Below are 18828 nucleotides of genomic sequence, written 5' to 3'. Positions count from 1 at the left end.
GGCGGGCGCCCCGGACTCCAGCGCGGCGAGCAGATCGTCGCGCTCGAGGTTCGGGTAGTCGTCGAGCACCTTGTCGATGGTCATTCCCGAGAGCAGCAGTTCGAGCAGGCTCGCGACCGGGTACCGCAGCCCGCGCACGGTCGGCTGCAGGTGGCATATCGCCGGCACGGCGGTGATGCGTCGCAACCGGGACATGTGGCCGAGGGTATCGGGCGCGCGTCAGGATTCATGGCCGTTCCGGTCTGGGCTACGTTCGATGCCATGTGCGCTGAGCGGGACGCACTGAAGCGTCTCGTCGAGGATCTGCCCGACGAGCAGGTTCCCGCTGCGCTCGCCGCGATCCGTCATCAGCACGAGCAGCGACCTGGAACCACCTGGCCGCCGTCGTGGTTCGCGTCGTTCGCCAGCGGCCGACCCGACCTCGGCAGTAACCACGACGATGTGCTCGCCGAGGGCTTCGGGCGCTCCTGAGTGATCGTCTGCGATACGGGCCCATTGGTTGCCGCCGCTGACCGCGATGACGACCACAACCGAGCCTGCACCTCCCCGACGCCGACTACGATCGCGTGGCCGATCTGGTCGAAACCTACGGCGACTTCCCGCTCGGCACGACCGACTCGGCCGTCATCACAGTGGCTGAGCGGCTCCGCATCACAGAGGTCGCCACTCTCGACCATCGTCACTTCCGGGCCGTCCGGCCGCGCCACACGAACGCCCTGACGCTACTGCCGTAGGCTGAGCCTGGATCCACCGCAGAAGTGCGCTGGTGAGGGTCGTGACACACGAATGCCTCTCTGAACTGGGAGAATGTGGCTTGCGACGGTCACATCGATCCCACCCAGAAGGGCATCCGCTGGATGCGACTATCCCACGCTCGCCGCGCGATGTCGGCGCGGTTCGATGACCCGAATCTCGTCTCGTGCGCGGGGCTGGTGCCGGTCTTGGCGTTGGCCGCCCGTTGCGGGCTGGAGGCGCTGCTCGCCGGCCGGTTGACTCCGAGGGGGAAGGGCACCGCGAACGCCGCTGGGAAGGTGATCGCGCTAGTCGCGGGGATGGTCGCTGGGGCGGACTCGATGGTTCACCTTCGGCCACGTCCGCCAGCTTGACGTCGTCGCCGCCCGCCTCGCCAGATCCGCACCGCTGCTGCCCGGTGCTGATCGGGTTGCGTTCCTGGATCTGGACGACACCGTGCGGCAGGTCTACGGCTTCGCCAAGCAGGGCGCCGGGCGCGGCTACACCGGCATCGACGGTCTCAACGCCCTGCTCTCCACCCTGGCCACCTCGCTGTCGGTGCCGGTGATCGCGGCCGCGAGGTGGCGGCTCACCTCGTGACCGGACAGGACCGCACTCGGGGGCGGTGGCCAGGCGGGCTAATTTGCCGCAATGAGTCTCCTCGATAACGTGGCCGAGCGCGACGGCTGGTCGTGCTGGGTGTGCGACGAACCGGTCGACCCCGACATGTCGGTGAACGACCCGCGAGGACCCAGCGTCGACAGCCGGACCGCCGACCGGAAGGCCAAGGTCCCCGAGCGGCTCGCGCACCGCGGGTGCAACACCCGCAAGGGCGCGGTCAAGGTGGTCATCGCCTGGCCGGACCACCTGTACGTCGTCGATCCCGCACCACTGATCACCGTCGCCGGGAGGCTGGAGCGCAAGGGCGGACGCGAGATGGTGGCCCGTTGTCCGACCGAGCAGGACGCCCGAGCGGCGGCGGACTGGCTGGTGGACCGGTTCTCCCGACTGGTACCGGGGTTGCCGGTGACCGCCGAGATCGAGGCGGGCGGCGGCCAGTTCCTCGTCGTCCTGGCCGCCGGCCGTCGCTGATCAACGGGTGCTGCGTCTCCTGGTCGTCCACGACCCGGATAATCGTCCTGCCGCGCGGGCGGACGTGCCGGGCGAACGCGGCGGCCGCCTCGGACAACGGTCGTACGGCGCCGACGAGCGGGGTGAGCCGTCCGCTCCGGACGCGCTGGGCGAGGTCGGCCAGGCGGGCGCGGTCGGGTTCGACGACGAAGAAGACGGCGGCGCGAGCCCCGGGGGTACCGACGCCGGAGCTGTCCGCCCCGGTCGTCAGTTCTCCGGCAACGCCGAACCCGATGCCCGGGCGTGACCGCTCAGCGCCGCGGCCCCGACCACGACGACCCCGTCGTCGTCGCTCACGACGTCGGCGCCCGGAGTGAAGGTGGCCCCGCCGAAGGTGACGGGGACGTCACGCCGGCCGGCGCCGGTGCCGGTGCACCGCCGCGGGCTGGTGCCGACCGCCTTGATCCCGATGTCCGTCGTCCGTAGCCCGGCGGCGTCCCGCACGGCACCGTGCACGATGATGCCCGACCACCCGTTGCGGAGGGCGAGACCGGCGACCATGTCGCCGATCAGGGCCCGGTGCAGCGAGCCCCCGCCGTCGACGACGAGCACGCGTCCGTCCCCCGGCTCGGCCAGCACCGCCCTGATCAGCGCGTTGTCCTCGTGACAGAGAACGGTGGAGGCGGGTCCGCGGAAGTGCGAGCGTCCACCGAACTGGCGGAACTGCAGATCACACGACTCGAGGTCGTCATCGTGCTCGTCGCAGAGGTCGGCGGTGCGGGACTCGATCACGGGTCTCCTTCGTCATCAGGCGCCGGCGCCCTCGGCCGGCTCCCCGTCGGTCGGCTCCTCGGCCCATCGACCCCGACGCCGCAGCGAGGCACGGCCGGAGCGGATATGAGCCCGCATGACCGATTCGGCCCAGTCTCCGTCGCGGGCGGCGATGGCGTCGAGGATCTCACGGTGCTGGGTCATGCCCCGCTCGATCATCTCGCGGGTGCGCTGGTGGTAGCCCTCCCGGGCGAGTGGGATCTCGATCAGGGCCGGCATCACGGCCAGGAGCTGCCGGTTCGCGGAGGCCACGTAGAGCGCTGTGTGGAACTCCGAGCTGAGCTCGCCGATGCGCGGGAAGGTCGCTTCGCCGCCGACCTCGAGGAGCCGCTCCATCTCCGTGCAGAGTGCGGCCAGCGCCGGCAGGTCCGCGTGGCCGCCCTCGGCCACGCGGCGGACGGCATAACCCTCCAGCATCGCGCGCAGGTCGTGGATGTCGTCGAGGTCGCGCGTCGTCCACCCGAGGACGAGTGCTCCGCGGTTCGGCACGATCTCCACGAGGCCCTCGATGCCCAGCCTGCGCAGGGCCTCCCGCACCGGCGTGCGGCTGACGCCGGCGCGGTCGGCGATGTCCTCTTCCCGCAGCCAGCTGCCCGGCGCGTACTCGCCCGTGGCGATCGCGCCCTGGATGACCTGATAGGCCGCTTCCGCCGCCCGCGGCATGTCGTCCTCCTCGCGCCGTCCGACCCGGCGGCATCATCGCGCATCGGCGCTCGCGGAGGGGAACCCACCGGCGCGGCCGAGCAGCGCAGGCGGGTCGATCCCGAGGAGGCCGCACACCCACGTCCCGGCCCGTGCAGCCGCCGCGAGGTCCACCCCGGTGCCTACGCCCATCCTCTGAAGGAGGTAGACGAGGTCCTCAGTGGCGATGTTGCCGGTGGCGGCCGGCGCGAACGGGCAACCGCCGATTCCGCCGAGGCTCGCATCGAGGAGGCGGACGCCGGCCTGTACCGCGGCGACGGCGTTCGCGTACCCGGTGTTGCGCGTGTTGTGGAAATGGAAGCGCAGCGGTGTGCCCGGCGCGTTCGCGGCCGACTGCTCGGCGAGCTCGGCGACCTGCGTCGGCACACCTACCCCGACCGTGTCGGCCAGCGCGATCTCGGCCGGCCCCTCCCCCGCGACGCGCCGGACGACCTCGCCGACGCGAGCTGCGGGCACCTCGCCCTCGAACGGGCACCCGAAGGCCACCGCCACGGTCACGGTCGCCGGCACCCCCGCCGAGTGCGCGACCCCGGCGATCTCCCGCCACATCGCCACGCTCTCCTCCGCCGTGACGCCCTGGTTGCGCCCGCCGAAGGTGTCGCTGGCGACCACGACGGCGTTCAGCTCGTCCACCCCGGCGGCGACGGCCCGCTCGGCACCGCGGCGGTTGAGCACGAGCCCGGCGTAGCGGACCCCGTCGACGCGCGGGACGCCGGCCATCACGGCCTCCGCGTCCGCCATCTGCGGGACCCTCCCGGGATGGACGAACGAGACAGCCTCGATGCGGCGCAGGCCTGCGGCGATCGCCCGCTCGACCAGCTCGATCTTGGCGGCGGTGGTCAGCAGGGCGTCCTGGTTCTGCAGCCCGTCCCGCGGCCCCACCTCGATGATCTCCACGGCGGTGTCCGGTGCGCTCATCCGGACACTGCGGCGTGCCGGTCGTCCACCGGCGCCGCGGGCACACCGAGATCGCCGAGGATCTGCGCGGTGACGAGTTCGGCAGTGCCGTCCGGGACGGCTCCACATCGGATCTGCCGCCCCGAGGCGCCGCCCACGTACACGACCACGCCACGGCCGTCGGCGGCCACGGCGGCCAACGCCGCCTCCAGCCGATCTCGGCAGCCGCACAGCCGGGAGCCGAAGACGTCACCGAGCCGGCACTCTGCGTGGAGCTCGACGCGCACCGCGCGGCCGGCTCCGACCTCCCCGAGCACCAGCGCGATGTGCTCGCTGCCGTCGAGCGTGCAGGAGTAGCCGATCGCGCGGAACGTGCCGTGCGGCGTCGGCAGAAGTGACTCGGTCGCCCGCACGACGTGCCGCTCGCCCCATCGGCGGTGGGCGACGACGTCGCCCACCGTGACCAGCGCCAGCCCGTGGACCAACGCGAACGCCGCGAGCTCCCGGGCCCGCGCCATCGCGCCCGGCCGCCGCACGGAGACGATCTCGCAGAGCGCCGCCGCGGGCTGCTGCCCGGCGAGCCGCACCAGGTCGACGGCCGCCTCGGCAGGCTCGGCGCGGCCGAGCACCCCGCCCTCCGCGGCACGCAGCGGCAACACGTGACCCGGCCGGACCAGGTCACCCGCCACGGCAGCCGGGTCGGCGAGCAGTCGCAGCGTGCGGGCGCGGTCGCGGGCAGAGATGCCCGTCGTGATCCCGCTGCGGGCATCGACCGTCACGGTGTGGGTGCGGCCCCGCTCCTCGCGGTCGGCCCCGTGCATGGGAGGCAGGCCGAGCCGCTCGCACGCTCCGCCCGGCAACGCCACGCAGACGCACCCCGACGTGTGCCGCACCGTGAACGCGAGCAGCGCGGGCGTCGCCGCGGCGGCCGCGAAGACCAGCGTGCCCTCGCCGCCGTCGTCCACGAGCACGACCGGTCGGCCGGCCGCGAGGTCGACGAGCGCCGTGCCGATCCCGTGTTCCTCGACCATCACACGACCCCTCTGCTGCGCAGCCTGCCGAGCTCCTCGGCGTCGATGCCGAGCAGGCGTCCGAACACCTCGTCGTTGTCCTCGCCCAGCTCCGGCCCCAGCCGCGACACCCGCCCCGGCGTGTCCGACAGCTTGGGGACGACGTTCTGCACGGGGAACTCGCCCAGCTGCCGATGCACGAGCCGCACGACCGCATCCCGCGCGGCCACGTGCTCGTCGGCCAGCACGTCCTCCGCCGTGTACGCAACCCCGGCCGGCACGCCGCCGTCGTGCAGGCGGCGCAGCAGGTCGTCGGTGGGCAGGCCGGCCGACCAGCCGGCGACGATCGCGTCGAGCTCGGCGGCGTGTTCACCGCGGGCGCCGTGGTCGGCGAAGCGCGGGTCGGTGGCCAGCTCCGGCCGGCCCATGGCCTCGCAGAGTCGCTCGAACACGGTGTCGCGGTTCGCCGCGATGAGCACGTCGGCGCCCTCGGCGCTCGGATAGACGTTGCTCGGCGCGATCCCGGGGAGGACGGCCCCGGTCCGCTCCCGGCGGATCCCGCCGACCTCCCACTCGGGCAGCAGGCACTCCATCATGGCGAGGACGGCCTCGTAGATCGCCGAGTCGACCACCTGGCCGCGTCCCGTCGTCTGCCGCGCGAACAGCGCCATGACCGCGCCGAGCGCGGCGAACGTGCCGGCCAGCGAGTCGCCGATGGAGATGCCCGCCCGGCTCGGCGGCCGGTCCGGCTCTCCGGTGACGTAGCGCAGCCCGCCCATCGCCTCGCCGACGGAGCCGAAGCCCGCGCGGTGGGCGTAGGGCCCGGACTGGCCGTAGCCCGTGACGCGCACGAGCACCAGCCTCGGGTTGATCCGCTGCAGCTCGTCGAATCCGAGGCCCCAGCGCTCCAGCGTGCCCGGCCGGAAGTTCTCCACGAGCACGTCGGAGCGCGCCACGAGCTCGCGCACGAGAGCCTGGCCGTCGGCGTCGCGCAGGTTGCAGGTGACCGACCGCTTGTTGCGCGCGATCACCGGCCACCACAGCGACCGACCACGGTCGTCGGTGCGCCACTGCCGCATCGGGTCCCCGCGCACCGGATCCTCGATCTTGATCACCTCGGCGCCGAAGTCTCCGAGCAGCTGCCCGCAGAACGGGCCGGCGATGAGCGTGCCGGCCTCCAACACCCGCACCCCGTCCAGCGGCCCGCGCATCGCTCCCTCGCCGCCCGAGGTCGGCGCTGCGGACGGCTGCTGCGTCGATCGCTCGCTCACCACCCCCGCTCCCGCCACTCGGGCAGGTGCGGCCGCTCGGTCCCGAGCGTGGTGTCGCGCCCGTGGCCGGGATAGACCCACGTGTCGTCGCCGAGCACGTCGAACAGGCCCGCCTCGACGCCGTCCAGCAGGGCGGTGAACAGGGCGGGCTCGCCGTGGGTCTTGCCGACGCCGCCCGGGAACAGTGCGTCGCCGGTCCAGACGTGGTGTGCCCCGCCGGGCTCGCCGTAGACGAGCGCCAGCGACCCGAGGGTGTGACCGACCAGGTGCACGGCCCGCAGCAGGACCTCGCCGACGCGCACCTCGTCGCCGCCGCGGACGGGCGTGTCGGTCGGCACGGGGATGCCGACGGTGTCGGCGGGATGCGCCAGCGTCGTGGCCCCCGTCCGCTCCACCACCTCGGCGAGGGCGCCCCAGTGGTCGAAGTGGAAGTGGGTGGTGAGCACCCGGCCCAACCCGGCCGGCCCGATGAGGTCGAGCAGCGTGTCGGGCTCCGCCGCGGCGTCGATCAGGAGCCGCTCGCCCGTGGCCGTGCACTCGAGCAGGTAGGCGTTGTTGTCATAGGCCCCCACGGCCACCTTGGTGACGCGGAGGCCGCGGAGCTCGCGGCGGGCGGGCGGCCCTCCGACCGTCACGTCGCCGGAGTAGGCGGGGCCCGCCGTCACCGCCGGGCCTCGTAGGTCGCCGCACGCTCCGCCATGTGCCACAGCGTGCGGCCCATCGGGGCGCGCGCCTCCTCCGCGAGGTGCCCGACCACGCCCGCGGCGCGCGACACGACCGCGACGCCGCGCAGTACCGCGGTGTCGATCGCGAGATCGGAGAGCAGCGCGCCGCAGGCTCCGCCGGCGTTGAGCGCCAGCTGCCTGCCCGACGGCGACGTGGCCCGCTCCTGCACGCGCAGCATCAGCCGCGTGTGCGGCCCGAGCAGGTCGTGCTCGCGGGCCAGTGCCAGCAGGCGCGCGGTGCGGGGGTCGCCGTCCTTGTGGAAGGGGTGCCCGAGGCCCGGGATCCGGGCTCCCCGGGCGCGGTGGTCCTCGATGATCTCCGCGGCCATCCGCTCGAGGTCCTCCTCGCCGGTGTCCGGGGTCGGGCCCGCGGCGGTGAGCACGCGGCCCGCGTCCTCGAACACCCCGAGGAACACCGACCCCGCGCCGAGCACGCCGGCCGCGATCGCGCCCTGGATCGCATCCGGCGCGCCGGTGTAGGTGAGCCGTGCGGCCAGCGCGGTGGGTGTGAGGCCGTGGTCGGCGAGCGCCACGAGCACGGCGTTGAAGATCCGCGCCTCGCCCGCCGTGGGCAGCCGGCCGGTGATGAGCAGGTAGAAGACGCTGCCGAAGTCGACCTCGCCCATCAGCTCGCCGGCGAGGTCGTAGCCCTGGACCCAGATGTCGTCGGCTGTGGAGCGCCCGATCGACGTGGTCATCGGAGGCATGTCGGTGTCGAAGGTCGTCATCGGGTTCAGCCGGCCGACGTCTCCCGCACGGCGGGAACGGGGTCGGCGTCGTCGAACCACGGGTCGGCGTCGAGGTCGCGGGCGGGCACCGAGAACTCGATGGAGATGCCGTTGGGGTCGGTGGCGTAGACCGACCGGAGCAGGCCGTGGTCGACGACCTCGCTGACGTCGGCGCCGGAGTCGGTCAGGCGCTTGCGCAGGTTCTCCAGGTCCTCGTCGGAGTCGACGCTGATCGACACGTGGTCGAACTGGATGCCCGAGGCGGGGATGCCGGAGTCCTTGCGGGCGGGCAGCTCGACGTCCTTCCACTCGAAGAACGCGATCGAGGCGCCGCGGCCGATGCTCAGGAAGTAGTGGCGGTGCGGGTAGTTCTCGTCGCGGTTGCCGGTCGTGCCGACCAGCGGCATGCCCAGCACGTCGCGGTAGAACCGCACCGTCTTGTCCATGTCGTCGGTGACCAGCGCGAGGTGGTTCAGGCCGGCGAAGTTGATGGCGGTCATCGTGTCCTCCTGCATGTGCGGCGGAGCGGGTGGGCCGGACCCCGGCGGCCGGACGGTCAATGGGGGCGGCTCGAGGGCAGCTCGGGAACGGCGACGACCGTCCCAGCGACGTCGATGATTGTATGCGAGTTCTGGTGGATGGCACAAGTACGTGCCGGCTGCCAGGTCTGCCTCGAACACTCAGCGTCGTTGATAGTCCCAGCTCAGCGGCATATCGAGCCGTGGTCGAGGACGTCAGAAGCGTGAGAGGAGATCATCGCTTGTATCCAATCAGGGGTTTGGTCACCCCGGATCCTCGTGGTGGGATGATGCCGGGAGCATCGGCTAGGGGAGGTCGGAGATGGCGAGGTCGGCCCGTGCGGTCGCGTACGAGGTGCTGCAGCGCGGCATCGCGAGTGGCGAGTACCCGCCCGGGAGCTGGCTGCGCGAGGAGGATGTCGCCGCCGCGGCGGGAGTGAGCCGCACACCCGTGCGCGAGGCGCTGCACCGGCTGCAGGCGGAGGGTCTCGTGCAGATCCTGCGCAACCGGGGGGCCGTCGTCGTCGGATGGACGGCCCGGGACCTCGACGACATCTACGACCTCCGAGTGCTGCTGGAGGGTTACGGCGTACGCCGGGCCGCCCAGGCCCGCGAGAACGTCGACTTCGACGGTCTGCGCGCCATGTGCACCGAGATGGAGCTGCTCCTGCCAGGGGCGGCCGAGCCGGAGCTGCAACGCATCGGCGGCCTGTGCATCGACTTCCACGTCACGCTCAACCAGGCCTCGCAGAACCGCCAGCTCATCGCGATCATCCCGACGCTGCTGGCCACCCCGTTCGTCCGCGAGGCGTTCCACCACCACACGCACCACGACCTCGAGCGTGCCTTCGCCTTCCACCGCGAGATCCTCGAGGCCCTGGAAGAGGGCGACGGTGAGTGGGCCGAGGGCGTCATGCGGGCCCACCTGCGGGCCGGGCGCCGGTCGCTGCGACAGATGGAGCAGGAGCAGCGCACGTCCGACGTGGGCGACCCGGGCCGCGCCAGCGCCTGACGCGGCGGCAGATCGTACACAACTCCTGTCGGGCTGCCTGCGCCCACGAACCGTCGTGCACGGCGGTTCGTACACATCTCGATGCACCCCTCCAGTGCCAAGGACTGCACACCCACCCACGGCGATCTCGCCGTCCAGCGTGCGGTAATCAGATCGCTCGACGTACGTTCGTGCTGCTCACAGGGGTGATTGCAGCAGCGATCGACCCCATGTTGCGCACTGGCGAACGATGGACTGCGGCGATTCCGACGACACCCTTGACGCATCCTGAGCAGCGCCGCTACCGTCCGGTCGTATACAAAGCCACGTGAGCAGTTGTGGCTCCGGACACAGCCGGAGCCCCGACCGCCCGGCGGGCGCTCGATCTCGGATGCACATCCTCCCGACATCGCCGCGCCTCCTCGATCGATAGACACCCCCGGGCCGGTGCCCGGGTGAGTACCGCTGCGCCCGAACCGGGGCAACCCGACCCGGCGCGTCCACGAAGGAGTGGGACATGACTGACGTGGCCGACCGGCCGACCACCATCCCGACCGGCACCGAGCTCGTGCAGCGCGCGGCGGACCTGGTACCCCTGCTGCGGGCCAACGCCGCGCAGGCCCACGCCGAGCGCCGGCTCCCCGCGGAGAACCTGCGAGCCCTCGAGACGTCGGGGATCCTCCGGGCCACCCGCGCCGTGGAGTACGGCGGATCCGAGATCGACAGCCACTCGAAGATCGCCATGTTCGGGGAGCTGGCCCGCGGGTGCGGCTCCACCGCGTGGGTGGCCACCCTCTACTCCGACGCCGACTTCATCGTGTCGCACCTCCCCGACGAGGTGCAGCGGGAGATCTTCAGCGACCCGGACGTCCACTGCACCGCCACGCTGGTGCCGACCGCCCGCGCCGAGCGCGACGGCACCGGGTTCCGCGTCAACGGCAAGTGGCCGTTCAACACGGGCTGCCTGGACGGCACCTGGGTCGCCGAGCCCGCCGTGGTCGAGCTCGAGGCGGGCAAGCCCGAGGTCTGCCTGTTCCTCATGCCCTACGCCGAGCTGACGATCCTGGACGACTGGCACGTCAGCGGGCTGCGCGGCACCGGCAGCAACAGCGTCGTCGGGGAGAACGTCTTCGTCCCCGAGGAGCGCATGCTGCGTCTCGAGGAGTTCAAGCTGGGCCACGGGCGCAGCGAGCAGAACAAGGACCGGCCGATCTTCCGGATCCCGGCGGTGCCGTACGTCCTCACCAGCGGCGGTGCCACGTTCCCCGGCCTGGCGAAGGCAGCGATGGAGCTGTTCCTGGAGCGCCTGCCCACCCGCGGCCCGATCGCCTACACCGGCTACGGGCAGCGCAGCGAGGCGCCGATCACGCATCACCACGTGGCGGAGGCGTCGATGAAGATCCGCTCCGGCGACCACCTGATGTCCGGTGCCGCCGACATCGTCAACCGGCACGCGCAGAGCGGCGAGCCCTACGAGGCCGGTGAGATCCCCGAGATCTGGGGCATGGTCTCCTACTCCACCCGGCTCTACGGCGAGGCGATCGAGACGCTGCGCCAGGCCAGCGGGGCCAGCGGCATCCACGAGAGCCAGCCGATCCAGCTCGTCTCACGCGACGCCCAGGCGCTCGCGACACACGCGGTGATGATGCCGACCACCGGCATCGAGATCTACGGGCGCTCGCTGTGCGGGCTCGCGCCGAACACCCCGATGCTGTGAGTGCCGACGCCCTCACCGTGTTCACCCGGTGGTACGACGCCCACGAGGCCGGGGACGTCCCCGCCCTGCGCGCGGTGTTCGCCGACGACGTCGAGGTGCACTCGCTGTTCCGCCCGGAGCCGGCCCGTTCGCCCGACGCCGCGGTGGCGCACTTCCTGCGCACCACCACGGAGACGTTCGCCGGCCTCGCCATGGATCTCGTGTCGACCCCGGCCGCCGCCGCGAACGGCGCGGTGCTCGCCGAGGTCGTGTTCACCGGCGCGTTCACCGGTGAGCTCACCTGGCGCGACCGCGTGCACCAGGGCGCGGGCCAGCGCTTCTCGCTGCCCGGCGTCGTGGTGATCCGCACCCGCGACGGCGCGGTCACCTCGGTGAAGACGCTGTACGACCGCGACGACTGGCTGCGCCAGATCGACGTTCCCACCTGTTGACCCGACACACACCGAAGGAGTCCACCATGACGTCCACCCTCCCGACCCGCGTCGACGTGACGCAGTTCGCCGGCAAGGACACGCTCATCCGGTTGATCCGGCAGGAGTACCAGAAGTCCTTCGACATGATGGTGGCCGCCAGCGAGGAGGAGTGGCACGCCCAGACCCCCTGCGACATGTGGGAGGTCCGGGACATGGCCGGGCACCTGCTCGACGCCGCCTACGGCTACCTCGGCTACTTCAAGCAGGGTGAACACGGCTTCCCGACCGAGGAGCCGCGCGGCATGCGGGCCTACGGCGAGGCACTGGGCGAGAGCGCGCGGGAGTACCGCAGCGTCTACCGCTGGGAGGTCCTCGGCCGCCTCGACGCGTGCGCCGAGCTGATGTTCTCCTACTTCGACCGGCTCACCGAGGAGGAGTGGGCGGGCCGGCTGGTGCCGCACAAGTGGGTCGGCCCGGTGCCGGCGTTCATGATGGCCGCGTTCCAGCTGATGGACTACTCCGTCCACAACTGGGACCTGCGCAAGGCGCTGGGCAAGGAGGCCTTCGTCGACTCCGAGGCCGCCGACACCCTGGTGCCGTTCATGTTCGGGCTCATGCAGATCTGCTTCGCCCCGGAGCTCGCCGAGGGCGTGGACCTCACCATCGACGTGCACATCAACACCTCCGGTGACGAGCACTGGACCGTGCAGGTCAAGGACGGCGGCCTCACCTTCGCCCCCGGCACCCCGGAGCGGGCCGACGCCACGTTCTCCTTCCCCTGCAACGAGTTCTGCCTGGACGTCTACCAGCGCCTGCAGGGCGGTTCCGCCACCGGCGACCAGGGCGCCATCGACACCTTCCGCAAGCTCTTCTTCACCATCTGACCCCATCCCCCAGCGGCCCTGTGCTCGGGCCCCGCCGCGTGCGGGGCCGGGCCGGGCCGCCGTGCCCGGACGAGGAGGACCTCCCGTGACGACCACGATCGACAGCCGGACTTCGACGGATGTGCCGAGCCGCGAGGAGCTCGTCGCGCGCGCGGCGGAGCTCGTCCCACTCCTGCGCCGCAACGCCGAGCGCTGCGAGCAGGAGGGGAAGCTGCCCGAGGAGAACGTCCGGGCACTCGAGGAAGCGGGCCTGCTCCGGCTCACCCTGCCCCGCCGCTACGGCGGCTACGAGGCCGACACCCGCACCAAGGTCGAGGTGTACAGCGAGCTCGGCACGGGCTGCTCGTCCACGGCGTGGGTGGCCGGGCTGTGGAGTGACGGCACGCTGTTCACCTCGCTGATGCCCGACCACGTGCAGGACGAGGTCTTCGCCGACCCGAACGTGCGGATCACGGTGTCGTTCCCCCTCGGCGGCACCGTCGCGATCTCCGACGGCGACGGTGGCTACCGGCTGTCCGGGCGCTGGCCGTTCAACACCGGCTGCGCGCACGCGACGTACGCGATCCGCAGCGCGGTGATCGACCCGGAGTCCGACGCACCCGGCTTCGGCATGTTCCTCACCCCGTACGAGGGCATGACGATCGTCGACGACTGGCAGGTCAGCGGCCTGTGCGGCACCGGGAGCAACACGGTGACGGGCGAGAACATCCCCGTGCCCGGCGACCGCATGATGCACTTCGGCGACGCCCAGCAGGGTCGGTTCCGCACCGAGCGCAACGCCGCGACCCCGCTCTACCGCACGCCGATCATCTCGACGATCCTCACGACCGGCTCGCTCGGCTTCCCCGGCGTCGCCCACGCGGCGCTCGACTTCTTCCTGGGGAAGATCGGGGCCGGCCGGCCGATCACCTACACGACCTACGGCGACCAGGGCCAGGCACCGATCCGCCACCACCAGGCCGCCGAGGCCGCGCTGCGGATCCGGGCCGCCGACGCCCTGACCTTCGAGGTGGCCGACATCGTCGACCGGCACGCCGCGGACGACACCCCGTACGCCGAAGGCGAGCACTCCCGGCTCTGGGGCCAGGTCGCCTACGCCACCGAGCTGTACTCCGAGGCCGTGGAGATCCTGCGCGCGGCGTCCGGTGCGTCCGCGATCCACAAGAGCTCGCCGATGCAACGGCTCGCGCGCGACGCGGCCGCCCTGAAGGTGCACGCGATCATGTCGCCCACCACCGGCCTGGAGTTCCACGGCCGTGCGCTGGCCGGCCTGGCCCCCAACTCACCCCTGCTCTGAGACGGAGTTCCCCATGCTCGCAACCGAGAAGAACCAGGCCTGGCTCCGCGACTACTACCGGGCCATCGACGCGATGGACACCGAGGCGTACATGGCGATGTTCGCCGAGGACGCCCGCATGGTCTTCGCCAACGCCGACCCGCTCGAGGGCCGCGACGCGATCCGGGAGGCGCTGACCGGGCTGCTCGGAAGCGTCGACGGCATCCGGCACGTGCTCCACACGGCCTGGCAGGTGGAGGACGACCTCGTCGCGTTCGAGTGCGACGTGATCTACACGCGCAAGGACGGCAAGGAGGTAACCGTGCGCGGAGGCTGCTTCTTCGTGTTCGGCGAGGACGGGCTGTGCCGCGAGCAGCGGATCACCGTCGATACCTCGCCCGTCTTCGCCTGAGGAGCCCGCCCGTGAACGACATCCTGACCTTCTCCGAGTTCCTCGCCCAGGGCGCGGCCCGCTGGCCCGACGAGCCGTGGTGCCGCACTCCCGACGGGGAGACGACCCGCGCGGAGATGCACGCTGACGCGCTGCGGTGCGTGGGCGGGCTGCAGGCCCTCGGGGTGTCACCCGGCGACCACGTGGTGATCGTCCTGCCCAACGGGCTCGACTTCATCCGCGCCTGGCTGGGCGTCGTGCTGGCAGGCGCGGTCAGCGTGGCCGTCAACCCGAAGGCGGCGCAGTCGGAGCTCGCCGCCGTGGTGGAGGAGACGGGGGCGAGGATCGTCATCGCCCCCGTGGGCACGCCCGTGCCGTCCACGGTGAGCCGCGTCGAGGTCGCCGGCCTGCTGCGGAGCCTGCCCGCCGAACCCGTACCCCGCACACCGGACGATCCCGCGTCCTACATCCAGAGCTCGGGCAGCACCGGCCGTCCGAAGTTCATCATCGAGACCCACGGCATGTACACGATGGCCGCCGAGGGCTACCCGTACTGGCTCGGTCTCACCGCGGACGACGTGCTGCTCACGACGCTGCCGCTGTCGCACCTCAACGCCCAGGCGTACTCGACGCTCGGGTCCTGGGGCTGCGGTGTCCGGCTCGTCCTGCTGCCGCACTTCTCGGCGAGCACGTTCTGGGAGACCGTGCGCGACACCGGCGCCACGGTGTTCAACGCGATCGGCGCCATGGTCGAGATCCTCATGGCCCGCGACCCGTCGCCGATCGAGCGCGAGCACAAGCTCCGCTACTGCTACTCCGCACCGGCCCCGCACCGGGAACGGCACGAGGAGATCGAGAAGCGGTTCGGCTTCCGGCTGGTGATCGGCTACGCGCTGTCCGAGTCGCCCTACGGGCTGATATCACCGGTGGACGAGCCGATCGCGTACGGCTCGATGGGCCGCCCGCGCCAGCACCCGCGACTGGGCCGGATCAACAGCTCCCGCGTCGTCGACCCGGCCACCGGCGACGACGTGGCGACCGGCGAGGTCGGCGAGCTGTGGCTACGCAACCCGGCCACCACGCCCGGGTACTTCGGGATGCCGGAGGAGTCGGCGGCCGTGCTGCGCGACGGCTGGCTCCGCACCGGCGACCTCGCCCGCCTCGACGAGGCCGGCAACCACTACTTCGCGGGCCGGGTCAAGGAGCTGATCCGCCGCCGCGGGGAGAACCTCTCCCCCGCCGACGTCGAGGTCGTCCTCGACGCCCACCCCGCGGTGTCGTCCAGCGCGGTGATCGGCGTGCCCTCGCCCCTCACCGAGGAGGACGTCAAGGCCTTCGTCATGGTGCGCCCCGGCGAGCAGGTCGGCGCGCAGGAGCTCCGGAGCTGGTGCGCGGAACGGCTGCCGCCGTACAAGCGGCCCCGCTACCTCGAGTTCGTCGAGTCCTGGCCGCTCACCGAGACACAGAAGATCTCGAAGAAGCAGCTCCCGACCGAGCGCACCGCCGCGGAGTCCGACCTGGAGGAACCGGCCCGCACCTGATCCGGCACGTCCCACCTGCACGTTCCGAGCAGTCCCGACGCAGAAGCGAGACGACCATGTCCATCCTCGACATTCCCACCCTGCACCAGCCGCCGAAGAAGGTCGCGCCGGGCACCTTCCTGATCCAGGACATCCAGCACGCCCTCGGGGCACCGCTGTCGGTGTACCTCAACTCGGCGGTGATCCAGGGTGCCGAGCCGGTCATCGTCGACACGGGCAGCGCGCGGAACCGCGACCAGTGGCTGCAGGACGTGTTCGGCCTGGTGGAGCCCGAGGACGTGCGCTGGGTCTTCCTGACCCACGACGACTCCGACCACACCGGCAACCTCAGCCAGGTGATGGACGCCTGCCCCAACGCCATGCTGGTCTGCAGCTGGACGCTCGTCGAGCGCTTCTCCAACGCCTACGAGTTCCCGCTGCGGCGGTGCCGCTGGCTCAACGACGGCGAGTCGCTCGACGCCGGCGACCGCACCCTCGTGGCGCTGCGGCCCCCGGTCTACGACTCCCCCGCCACCCGCGGCCTGCTCGACACCTCGACCGGCGTCTACTGGGCGGCCGACGCGTTCGCCTCACCGGTGCCCGGCGGGCCCGGTGTCACCCCGATCGACACCGTCGCGGACCTCGACCCCGAGGCCTGGTGGGGCGGCATGGTCATGTTCGGCATCCACGCGCTGTCACCGTGGCTGAGCATGGTCGACGCCACCCGCTACGCGGCGTGCGTCAAGAAGGTGCAGGCGCACGGCATGTCCACGATCATCTCCGGACACAGCCCGGTGATCGACGGGCCGCGCGTGGCACAGGCGTTCGAGATGATGGGCCGGCTCGCGGGCTCCGAGCCGCCGCCCTGCCCCGACCAGACCGTCCTCGACATGATGGTCGCCGCGATGGGCGGGGAGTGACTGCGGCGACCGCGGCGCTGACCGACACCTTCCGGGAGGTCATGGCGAGCGTCTGCACACCGGTGTCGGTGGTCACGGTCATGGTGGACGGCCGGCCGCACGGCACGACGGTCAGTGCCTTCGCCTCGCTGTCCCTACGGCCGCCGATGGTGCTCGTGTCGCTCGACGCGGGTTCCGACCTGCTCGCCATGGTCCGCGAGACCGAACGGTTCGGGGTCAACATCCTCGGCAGCGACCAGTCCCCGCTGGCGATGGGCTTCGCGAGGAAGGGCAGCACCAAGTTCGACGGCGTGCCGTGGACCGTCCGACACGGCCTGCCCCGCATCGGCCGTGCACCGGGCTGGCTGGCCTGCGATGTGCAGACGTTCGTCAACGGCGGCGACCACGTGGTCCTGCTCGGTTCCGTCGTCGACGCCGAGGTCGCCGACGGAATGCCACTGACCTACCACGCCCGCACCTTCGGGACCCACACCGCAGCACGGCATCCCGAACCGTGAGCCCCTGGCCTCTCTACACAGCCACACCCTGCGGTGTCGGCCGAACGGTGTCGACGGGATCTCGGCCACGAGCCGGCGGGAGCGACGCCGGGTCGCGCGGTGCACCCAGGCCCCACCGGGCCGACGACGCCCACGCGGCCTCCGCGATGCCCGCCATCTGCTCAACGGGAAGCCGGGGCACGTCACATGGCCTGTGCTGCGGGCGTGTCGAGTGGGTCGTCCAGGGGCGACGCAGGAGCGTCGACGCGACGTGCTGAGAGGTGGTTCCAACCGAGCGCTAGGACACCGGCTACAGGCATGGCGATAGGTCAGGAACGGCGTCGCTCCCTGCGCAGGAGGGAGCGCAGAGTCTCGGCGTTCGCGTAGCCGACCCGTCGCGCGATCTCGGCGGAGGTGAGGTCCGTGGTTGCTGAGAGGTGCCGAGCTCGTTCGATGCGAAGCCGTTGGACGAAGCCGAGCGGAGTGAGGTTGAGCGCCGCACGGACTCGTCGTTCGAGGGTGCGCCGGCTGGTGCCGAGCGACTGCGCGACGAAGGCGACGTTGAACGGTTCGTCCAGGCGGGCGCGCACGAAGCGTTCGAACTCGACGACGATCGGGTCCTCGTGCCGGAGATGTTCGTAGGCGACGAAGGCCGCCTGCGACGGGCGCTCGTCGATGATGAGGAGCTTGGCGACATGTTGGGCCAGGTCGGGGCTGATCGATCGCACGAGTGAGAGCGCGAGGTCGATGTGGGCGAAGGCGGCGCCGGCGGTGACGAGGTTCCCGTCGACCACGACCATGGTGTCGAGATCGAGGGCGACGGTCGGATAGCGCTTCAGGAACTCCGGCCCCAGGAACCAGCTGGTCGTCGCCCGCCGATGATGCATCCGTCCGGTCTCGGCGACGGCGAACACGCCGGTGCACGCCGCGGCGATCCGGGTGGTCGCGTCGTCGAGGCGCCCGAGTGAGGCGATGACCGAACGAGCATCTCGGCTCTGGAGGGCGTCGTGGGTCGCGGCGGCCGTGAGGGTTCCAAGCGCAGGGACGACGACCACGTCGAACTCTCCGGACTCCGACAGCGGGTGGTCCACCGACAGGGTCATCGATGCCGTCGTGGTCACTCGCCGCTTCGGTCCGAGGATGGCGAGTTCGATCGGGTCGATCCGCGGGTCGACATCGCCGCGGGCTCCGTCGGCCACCCGCACGATGTCGATGACCGACGCGACCGCCGAACCGAAGCAGCCGTCGATCGCGATCAGTCCGATACGCATGGCGCGAACAATAGCAATACTGCCGTATACGCCACTCCCCACCGGCCCTCGCTCGTCATACGCTGAACTCGCCCCACGAAGAACCCCGACTTCAAGGAGAACCCCTCATGTCCACACCCGCATCACTTCCGTATGCCTTCGTCGCCAAGATCGTCGCGGCCGATGGACAGCACGACGCGCTCGCCGATCTGCTCGCCGGCGCTGTCGCACTCGCCAACGAAGAAGTAGGAACGATTGTCTGGTTCGCGGCTAGGACCCACGCCGACACCTTCTGGATCTTCGATGCATTCCCCGACGAGGCCGCTCGCGACGCCCACGCCAACGGCGCCATCGTCGCAGCCCTGATGGCCAACCAGCACCTCCTCGGCGCAGCACCCGAGATCCTGGCGGCCGACGTCCTCGCGTCCAAGCTCCCGTAGTCCGCCAACGCACGAGACGATCGCGCCCCGCCGAGCCGTCGGACCCGACCGCCTCGACACCCGCT

Annotated in this window: 25 protein-coding genes; 15 read left to right on the top strand and 10 right to left on the bottom strand. The window is 71.6% G+C overall.

What is annotated here, in order from left to right:
- A partial coding sequence (locus PHY01_RS25360) for a DUF433 domain-containing protein (RefSeq protein ID WP_141282684.1) occupies positions 1 to 195 on the bottom strand: 195 nt, incomplete at its 3' end.
- Positions 196 to 261: 66 nt separating this feature from the next.
- Here PHY01_RS25360 and PHY01_RS25355 point away from each other — a divergent pair.
- The 5 genes from PHY01_RS25355 (at position 262) to PHY01_RS26860 (ending at position 2110) form a co-directional block, all read left to right on the top strand.
- Positions 262 to 471 carry a hypothetical protein gene (locus PHY01_RS25355; protein ID WP_141282682.1) on the top strand — a complete coding sequence of 70 codons (210 nt, stop codon included), beginning with the start codon at positions 262 to 264 and terminating at the stop codon, positions 469 to 471.
- A gap of 95 nt (positions 472 to 566) precedes the next feature.
- Complete coding sequence (locus tag PHY01_RS25350) at positions 567 to 734, top strand: PIN domain-containing protein (protein WP_246086147.1); 168 nt, start codon at positions 567 to 569, stop codon at positions 732 to 734.
- A 454-nt stretch (positions 735 to 1188) separates the two neighbouring features.
- Positions 1189 to 1332: a hypothetical protein gene (locus PHY01_RS28315; RefSeq protein ID WP_170183981.1), complete on the top strand. Its 144-nt coding sequence runs from the start codon at positions 1189 to 1191 to the stop codon at positions 1330 to 1332.
- A gap of 51 nt (positions 1333 to 1383) precedes the next feature.
- Positions 1384 to 1824, top strand: coding sequence for a hypothetical protein (locus PHY01_RS25345; protein WP_141282680.1), 441 nt, complete (start codon positions 1384 to 1386; stop codon positions 1822 to 1824).
- A 7-nt stretch (positions 1825 to 1831) separates the two neighbouring features.
- Positions 1832 to 2110 (top strand): hypothetical protein, encoded by a 279-nt coding sequence (locus tag PHY01_RS26860; protein WP_174824162.1) that lies wholly within the window; start codon positions 1832 to 1834, stop codon positions 2108 to 2110.
- Here PHY01_RS26860 and rraA read toward each other — a convergent pair.
- From rraA to PHY01_RS25300, 8 genes are read right to left on the bottom strand one after another with little or no spacing between them, the layout of a single operon-like run.
- Positions 2071 to 2595, bottom strand: coding sequence for a ribonuclease E activity regulator RraA (gene rraA / locus PHY01_RS25335; protein ID WP_141282678.1), 525 nt, complete (start codon positions 2593 to 2595; stop codon positions 2071 to 2073). The genes PHY01_RS26860 and rraA overlap by 40 nt on opposite strands.
- Before the next feature lie 15 nt (positions 2596 to 2610).
- A complete protein-coding gene (locus PHY01_RS25330; RefSeq protein ID WP_141282676.1) occupies positions 2611 to 3297 on the bottom strand; it encodes a GntR family transcriptional regulator in 687 nt (228 codons plus the stop codon).
- Between the two features lie 33 nt (positions 3298 to 3330).
- On the bottom strand, positions 3331 to 4254 hold the full coding sequence (locus PHY01_RS25325; protein WP_141282674.1) for a hydroxymethylglutaryl-CoA lyase: 924 nt from the start codon (positions 4252 to 4254) through the stop codon (positions 3331 to 3333).
- Positions 4251 to 5264 (bottom strand): 3,4-dihydroxy-2-butanone-4-phosphate synthase, encoded by a 1014-nt coding sequence (locus tag PHY01_RS25320; RefSeq protein ID WP_141282672.1) that lies wholly within the window; start codon positions 5262 to 5264, stop codon positions 4251 to 4253. The genes PHY01_RS25325 and PHY01_RS25320 overlap by 4 nt, the downstream gene beginning before the upstream one ends.
- Positions 5264 to 6514, bottom strand: a complete 1251-nt coding sequence (locus PHY01_RS25315; protein WP_246086146.1) for a CaiB/BaiF CoA transferase family protein — start codon at positions 6512 to 6514, stop codon at positions 5264 to 5266. Before PHY01_RS25315 ends, PHY01_RS25320 begins: the two co-directional genes overlap by 1 nt.
- The gene (locus PHY01_RS25310; protein WP_246086145.1) at positions 6511 to 7149 is read right to left on the bottom strand and encodes an MBL fold metallo-hydrolase; all 639 of its coding nucleotides are present in this window, start codon (positions 7147 to 7149) and stop codon (positions 6511 to 6513) included. Before PHY01_RS25310 ends, PHY01_RS25315 begins: the two co-directional genes overlap by 4 nt.
- A gap of 26 nt (positions 7150 to 7175) precedes the next feature.
- On the bottom strand, positions 7176 to 7967 hold the full coding sequence (locus tag PHY01_RS25305) for a citryl-CoA lyase (RefSeq protein ID WP_141282668.1): 792 nt from the start codon (positions 7965 to 7967) through the stop codon (positions 7176 to 7178).
- A 5-nt stretch (positions 7968 to 7972) separates the two neighbouring features.
- Positions 7973 to 8467, bottom strand: coding sequence for a VOC family protein (locus PHY01_RS25300; RefSeq protein WP_170183980.1), 495 nt, complete (start codon positions 8465 to 8467; stop codon positions 7973 to 7975).
- A gap of 340 nt (positions 8468 to 8807) precedes the next feature.
- Between PHY01_RS25300 and PHY01_RS25295 the strand changes: the two genes are divergently transcribed.
- The 9 genes from PHY01_RS25295 (at position 8808) to PHY01_RS25255 (ending at position 17094) form a co-directional block, all read left to right on the top strand.
- Positions 8808 to 9497: a GntR family transcriptional regulator gene (locus PHY01_RS25295; protein ID WP_141282664.1), complete on the top strand. Its 690-nt coding sequence runs from the start codon at positions 8808 to 8810 to the stop codon at positions 9495 to 9497.
- A 496-nt stretch (positions 9498 to 9993) separates the two neighbouring features.
- Positions 9994 to 11193, top strand: coding sequence for an acyl-CoA dehydrogenase family protein (locus PHY01_RS25290; protein WP_141282662.1), 1200 nt, complete (start codon positions 9994 to 9996; stop codon positions 11191 to 11193).
- Positions 11190 to 11624: a nuclear transport factor 2 family protein gene (locus PHY01_RS25285; protein WP_170183979.1), complete on the top strand. Its 435-nt coding sequence runs from the start codon at positions 11190 to 11192 to the stop codon at positions 11622 to 11624. The genes PHY01_RS25290 and PHY01_RS25285 overlap by 4 nt, the downstream gene beginning before the upstream one ends.
- A 26-nt stretch (positions 11625 to 11650) precedes the next feature.
- A complete protein-coding gene (locus tag PHY01_RS25280; protein ID WP_141282659.1) occupies positions 11651 to 12490 on the top strand; it encodes a maleylpyruvate isomerase family mycothiol-dependent enzyme in 840 nt (279 codons plus the stop codon).
- An 85-nt stretch (positions 12491 to 12575) separates the two neighbouring features.
- A complete protein-coding gene (locus PHY01_RS25275; RefSeq protein WP_170183978.1) occupies positions 12576 to 13787 on the top strand; it encodes an acyl-CoA dehydrogenase family protein in 1212 nt (403 codons plus the stop codon).
- 13 nt (positions 13788 to 13800) lie between these two features.
- Entirely contained in the window at positions 13801 to 14178 is a 378-nt protein-coding gene (locus PHY01_RS25270; RefSeq protein ID WP_141282655.1) for a nuclear transport factor 2 family protein, read from the top strand.
- 11 nt (positions 14179 to 14189) lie between these two features.
- Complete coding sequence (locus PHY01_RS25265; protein ID WP_218030336.1) at positions 14190 to 15698, top strand: AMP-binding protein; 1509 nt, start codon at positions 14190 to 14192, stop codon at positions 15696 to 15698.
- A 56-nt stretch (positions 15699 to 15754) separates the two neighbouring features.
- A complete protein-coding gene (locus tag PHY01_RS25260; RefSeq protein ID WP_141282653.1) occupies positions 15755 to 16597 on the top strand; it encodes an oxygen-binding di-iron domain-containing protein in 843 nt (280 codons plus the stop codon).
- A complete protein-coding gene (locus tag PHY01_RS25255; protein ID WP_246086144.1) occupies positions 16594 to 17094 on the top strand; it encodes a flavin reductase family protein in 501 nt (166 codons plus the stop codon). Before PHY01_RS25260 ends, PHY01_RS25255 begins: the two co-directional genes overlap by 4 nt.
- Positions 17095 to 17402: 308 nt before the next feature.
- Here PHY01_RS25255 and PHY01_RS25250 read toward each other — a convergent pair whose 3' ends face one another.
- The gene (locus PHY01_RS25250; RefSeq protein WP_056543588.1) at positions 17403 to 18344 is read right to left on the bottom strand and encodes a GlxA family transcriptional regulator; all 942 of its coding nucleotides are present in this window, start codon (positions 18342 to 18344) and stop codon (positions 17403 to 17405) included.
- A 107-nt stretch (positions 18345 to 18451) separates the two neighbouring features.
- On the opposite strand from PHY01_RS25250, the gene PHY01_RS25245 reads away from it, so the two are divergent.
- Positions 18452 to 18763 (top strand): putative quinol monooxygenase, encoded by a 312-nt coding sequence (locus tag PHY01_RS25245; protein ID WP_006247389.1) that lies wholly within the window; start codon positions 18452 to 18454, stop codon positions 18761 to 18763.
- Positions 18764 to 18828 lie beyond the last annotated feature (65 nt).

It is taken from the genome of Pseudonocardia hydrocarbonoxydans (assembly GCF_006539565.1).
In the GTDB taxonomy this organism is placed as follows: domain Bacteria; phylum Actinomycetota; class Actinomycetes; order Mycobacteriales; family Pseudonocardiaceae; genus Pseudonocardia; species Pseudonocardia hydrocarbonoxydans.
Note: the sequence above shows the minus strand (reverse complement) of the source record. Positions and strands in the feature narration are given on the sequence as shown.